The organism is Pseudomonas sp. 05T35 (assembly GCF_056396605.1).
In genome coordinates this window covers 1-4,105 of the sequence record NZ_JBFTLU010000469.1, presented here as the reverse complement: position 1 = coordinate 4,105, position 4,105 = coordinate 1, and the positions used below count along the sequence as shown (strand labels likewise).

Sequence of the window (4,105 nt, the reverse complement as noted above, 5' to 3'; positions counted from 1 at the left end):
CTCTATACCGCAGTTGCAACCGCTACCGGTGGCCGTGATGGTCGTGCCGTTTCCAGCGACAACATCCTCGACGTCAAACTCGCCACGCCAAAAGAACTCGGCGGTGCCGGCGGTGCAGCGACCAACCCTGAGCAACTGTTCGCGGCCGGTTACTCCGCATGCTTCATCGGTGCGCTGAAGTTCGTCGCCAGCCAGACCAAGCGCAAAATCCCTGATGATGCCTCGATCACCGCTCATGTCGGCATTGGTCAGATCCCTGGTGGTTTCGGCCTGGATATCGACCTGAATGTCAGCCTGCCCGGCCTGGAACAGGCCGACGCGCAAGCGCTCGTCGACGCCGCGCACCAGGTCTGCCCGTACTCCAATGCCACTCGCGGCAATGTAGACGTTCGCCTGCACGTCACTGTCTGAGTGTTCGTAGCCGACAGACGCGCACAAAAAAGCCCGACTCGATGGTCGGGCTTTTTCTTTCCTGCAAAAACTGCGCTTATTTGGCGCGGCCTTTGTAAGAACCGCCTTCGCGGGTATCGATCTCGATCATGTCGCCGATTTCGATGAAGTCGGCAACCGACAGCTCGGTACCGTTTTTCAGTTTGGCAGGCTTCATCACCTTGCCGGAAGTGTCACCGCGAGCGGAACCTTCGGTGTAGTCAACCTGACGCACGATAGTGGTCGGCAGTTCTACGGAAACCAGACGCTCTTCGAAGAAGATCGCTTCGCAAACATCGGTCATGGTGTAGTCAGTGGTGTCCATGAACGTGTAGGTGTCGCCGCTGATGAACGACAGGGTCGCTTCTTTGCGGTCGAGGATTACGTCGTCCAGTTTGTCGTCAGCGCTGTAAACGATCTCGGTCTTGTAACCGGTCAGCAGGTTTTTCAGCTTGGTCTTCATGATCGCGCTGTTACGACCGGACTTGGTGAATTCAGCTTTCTGAACCAGCCAAGGGTCGTTTTCGAGACGGATCACCGTACCGGGTTTCAGTTCTTTACCAGTTTTCATTGCGAATATCCGAATTTGGATGGGATTTACAAAAATCTAGGCCGCGTATCATATCCAATTTAGGTAAAACTGCACCAGCGCCGAAGCAAGATCGGCCTGCAAAGCCTGTTCCAGACACCATGCCTGGGCGTGTTTTTGCAGTTCTGGCCAGTGTTCCTGTGTCGCAACCCATGCCTGAGCCATTCCAGCGCCCGTATTCCAGGCCCGCCATAATCCGACGAGTGCCGCTTTTGCCGCCGGAGAAAGGCCTGCGGTGTACAGCGTCAGAAAAGCTTCGAGCTTGTCCAGGTGGACATCTTCTTCCTGTTGATAAATATGCCACAGCATTGGCCGGGCCGCCCATTGCGCGCGGACGAACGAGTCCTCCCCACGCACCGCGTTGAAATCACAACACCACAGCAGCAGGTCGTATTGATCCTGTCGRACGAACGGCAACACCTGCACGGTCAACGCCCCTCGCACCTGTAATGCTCCGGCACCCAGCCCTTCAACCCCCAGCCAGCGCTCGACGTCGCCCAGGATCCGGCCCTCGGGCACCAGCAGATGAGTGGTATGAATGTCACTCGCCATGACGTCCAGCCAATCGGCCAATCCGGCATTCTCGTAGGCGAATAACGAAATCAGCCGCGTACCTTCGGCGCGATCGACGCCCAGCCCTTGCAGGAGTTCGCGCTGAGCCTCAGTGCTGTGTTGAAACTGCTCGCGCCGCTCCAGCAACCCGCGCTCACGCAACAAGCCGCCAGTACCCGCCTTAAACCCCGGAAAGAAGAAGTACTTCTGCACCTGTTTGTACTTCACCGACGGCAAGCCATGGCAGCCGACGATCCAGTCTTCGGCACTCAAATAATCGAGATTCATCCACAGCGGAGTCTTTTCGCGCGCGGCCATTGCCTCCATATAGGCATGCGGCAACTGGCAGGCGAATGCAGCGATCACCACATCGGCGGCCTCTGTCGGCGCCCAGTCGGCCGGCCAATGGCAGACTTCGACGCCTTGCTGCCATTGCCGGGCAGCACTGATGTCGAGTTCCGGGCACAAGCGTTCGAAGGCCCGCAGGTCATCGACCCACAGCCGTACCGCACAGTGATGTTCGGCCACTAATTGTCGGGCCAGGCGCCAGGTCACGCCGATGTCGCCGTAGTTGTCGACGACCGTACAGAAAATATCCCAGTCGACTTTCATTCCAGGCTCCATGGGGCAAAGACCTCAATTGTCCGCATAAATCGTTGCGTGCAGAAGAGCCGACGCCGATTAATCTTCGTGCGACAATCGCGCCAGCCCACCCCCCTCGCCAGGAGGCAATCATGCCCTACCGTCCACATGTTCGCCGCACGGTGTCTATCACACTCAGTCCGCTGCAACTGATTGCCAGCATTGCGGTGGGTCTGTGGCTGGGATTTTTAGCCATCGCGCTGACCTGCTGGCTGGCGTCGAAACTGCTGTTCAGCGAACAACTCGCCCCGCTTGCCGATGCGGCGCATCGAATAGCACAACCCAAGCCTGCGGCGGTTGAACCGGCACCCGAGAATCCGATGTTCGAGCAGTACAAGGAAAACCTGCGCAAACAGGCGCAACAGCAAACGCTCGATCAGGCACGTAGCAATACCCGCAACCTGTCCAACCCGAAATGCCAGTTCTGGCTACAGCAAGACCAAACCGCGTCCAGCGAAAAAAGCCGCGCCAACGTCCAGCAATTCTGCGATTGATCATGAACAAACACACGGTCCACCAACTGATTCTGGAAAAGCTTGCGGTCGATCTCGACATCGCCGAGCGCGCAGCGCAAACCGCATACGAAACCGCGACCCACGAAGAAAACATCGCCGAGAACAAGTACGACACCCTGGGGCTGGARGCGTCTTATCTGGCRGCCGGACAAGCCAAACGGGTGGAGGAAATCCGCCAGTCACTGGTGCTGTGCCAGAACCTGGCATTGCGCGCTTATGACGATCAGCGCGGGATTGAAGTCGGTGCGCTGTTGGGCCTGGAAGACGAAAAGGGACGCGAACAGTGGCTGTTCCTGGCCCCTGATGCAGCCGGCTTGAAGGTTGATCTGGTGGGGCAACTGATTACCGTCATCACCCCGCGCTCACCGCTGGGCAAAAGTCTGCTGGGCAAATTCGAGGGGGATGAGGTCGAGATCGTCGTGGCTGGCACTCGGCAACAATTCGCTGTCACCGAGGTGGTCTAGTCAGTTCAATGAACCGGTAGTTCAACGCCTTCGAACAGCTCTTCCAGTTCCTGCTTGTTGTGGCACTGGATGGCTTTGGCCATGACTTCGCGAGTCAGGTGCGGGGCGAACTTCTCGATGAAGTCACACATGAAGCCACGCAGGAACGTCCCGCGACGGAAACCGATTTTGGTCACGCTGGATTCGAACAGCTCGCTGGCGTCGAGCACCACCAGGTCGTTGTCTAGCTTGGTGTCGACGGCCATTTTCGCCACGATCCCGACACCCAGCCCCAAGCGAACGTAGGTCTTGATCACGTCGGCGTCGGCGGCGGTGAACACTACTTTCGGGGTCAGGCCGCGATGGCTGAAGGCTTCGTCGAGTTTCGAACGACCCGTGAAACCGAACACGTACGTCACGATCGGGTATTCAGCCAGGGCTTCGAGGGTCAGCTTCGGCAGCTTGGTCAACGGGTGACCTTGCGGCACGACAACGCAGCGGTTCCAGCGGTAGCACGGCATCATCACCAAGTCGCCGAACAGCTCCAGCGCTTCAGTGGCAATGGCAAAATCCACGGTGCCATCAGCGGCCATTTCGGCGATCTGCATCGGTGAACCCTGGTGCATGTGCAGGGCAACGTCCGGGTATTGCTTGATGAAATTGCTGATCACCGGCGGCAGTGCATAACGCGCCTGGGTGTGGGTGGTGGCAATCGACAGGGTGCCTTTCTTCTCGTTGGAGAACTCCTGAGCGATCTGCTTGATGCTTTCAACCTTGCGCAGAATTTCGCCAGCCGTGGTGATGATTCGCTCACCGGCCGGGGTCACTCGGGTCAGGTGTTTGCCGCTGCGCGCAAAAACCTCGACACCCAACTCGTCTTCCAGCAGACGGATCTGCTTGCTGATGCCCGGCTGCGAGGTGTACAGGCTTTGAGC

General features: G+C 58.1%; 6 protein-coding genes. 3 read left to right on the top strand and 3 right to left on the bottom strand.

Translation table 11 applies throughout. The features are described 5' to 3' along the window. A partial coding sequence (locus AC1DH9_RS25450) for an organic hydroperoxide resistance protein (protein WP_477809013.1) occupies positions 1-411 on the top strand: 411 nt, incomplete at its 5' end. Positions 412-487: 76 nt separating this feature from the next. Here the strand turns inward: AC1DH9_RS25450 and AC1DH9_RS25445 are convergent. Both AC1DH9_RS25445 and earP read right to left on the bottom strand, forming a co-directional pair. After that, positions 488-1,000 (bottom strand): elongation factor P, encoded by a 513-nt coding sequence (locus AC1DH9_RS25445; protein WP_477809012.1) that lies wholly within the window; start codon positions 998-1,000, stop codon positions 488-490. Positions 1,001-1,048: 48 nt separating this feature from the next. Next, positions 1,049-2,182 carry an elongation factor P maturation arginine rhamnosyltransferase EarP gene (earP, locus tag AC1DH9_RS25440; protein ID WP_427543512.1) on the bottom strand — a complete coding sequence of 378 codons (1,134 nt, stop codon included), beginning with the start codon at positions 2,180-2,182 and terminating at the stop codon, positions 1,049-1,051. A 122-nt stretch (positions 2,183-2,304) separates the two neighbouring features. On the opposite strand from earP, the gene AC1DH9_RS25435 reads away from it, so the two are divergent. Both AC1DH9_RS25435 and AC1DH9_RS25430 read left to right on the top strand, forming a co-directional pair. Then, the gene (locus AC1DH9_RS25435; RefSeq protein WP_427543509.1) at positions 2,305-2,706 is read left to right on the top strand and encodes a hypothetical protein; all 402 of its coding nucleotides are present in this window, start codon (positions 2,305-2,307) and stop codon (positions 2,704-2,706) included. A 2-nt stretch (positions 2,707-2,708) separates the two neighbouring features. Then, the gene (locus AC1DH9_RS25430) at positions 2,709-3,191 is read left to right on the top strand and encodes a GreA/GreB family elongation factor (protein WP_427543506.1); all 483 of its coding nucleotides are present in this window, start codon (positions 2,709-2,711) and stop codon (positions 3,189-3,191) included. A 5-nt stretch (positions 3,192-3,196) separates the two neighbouring features. Here AC1DH9_RS25430 and cysB read toward each other — a convergent pair. Continuing rightward, positions 3,197-4,105: HTH-type transcriptional regulator CysB (gene cysB, locus AC1DH9_RS25425; RefSeq protein ID WP_477809011.1), on the bottom strand; the 909-nt coding region annotated here is incomplete at its 5' end.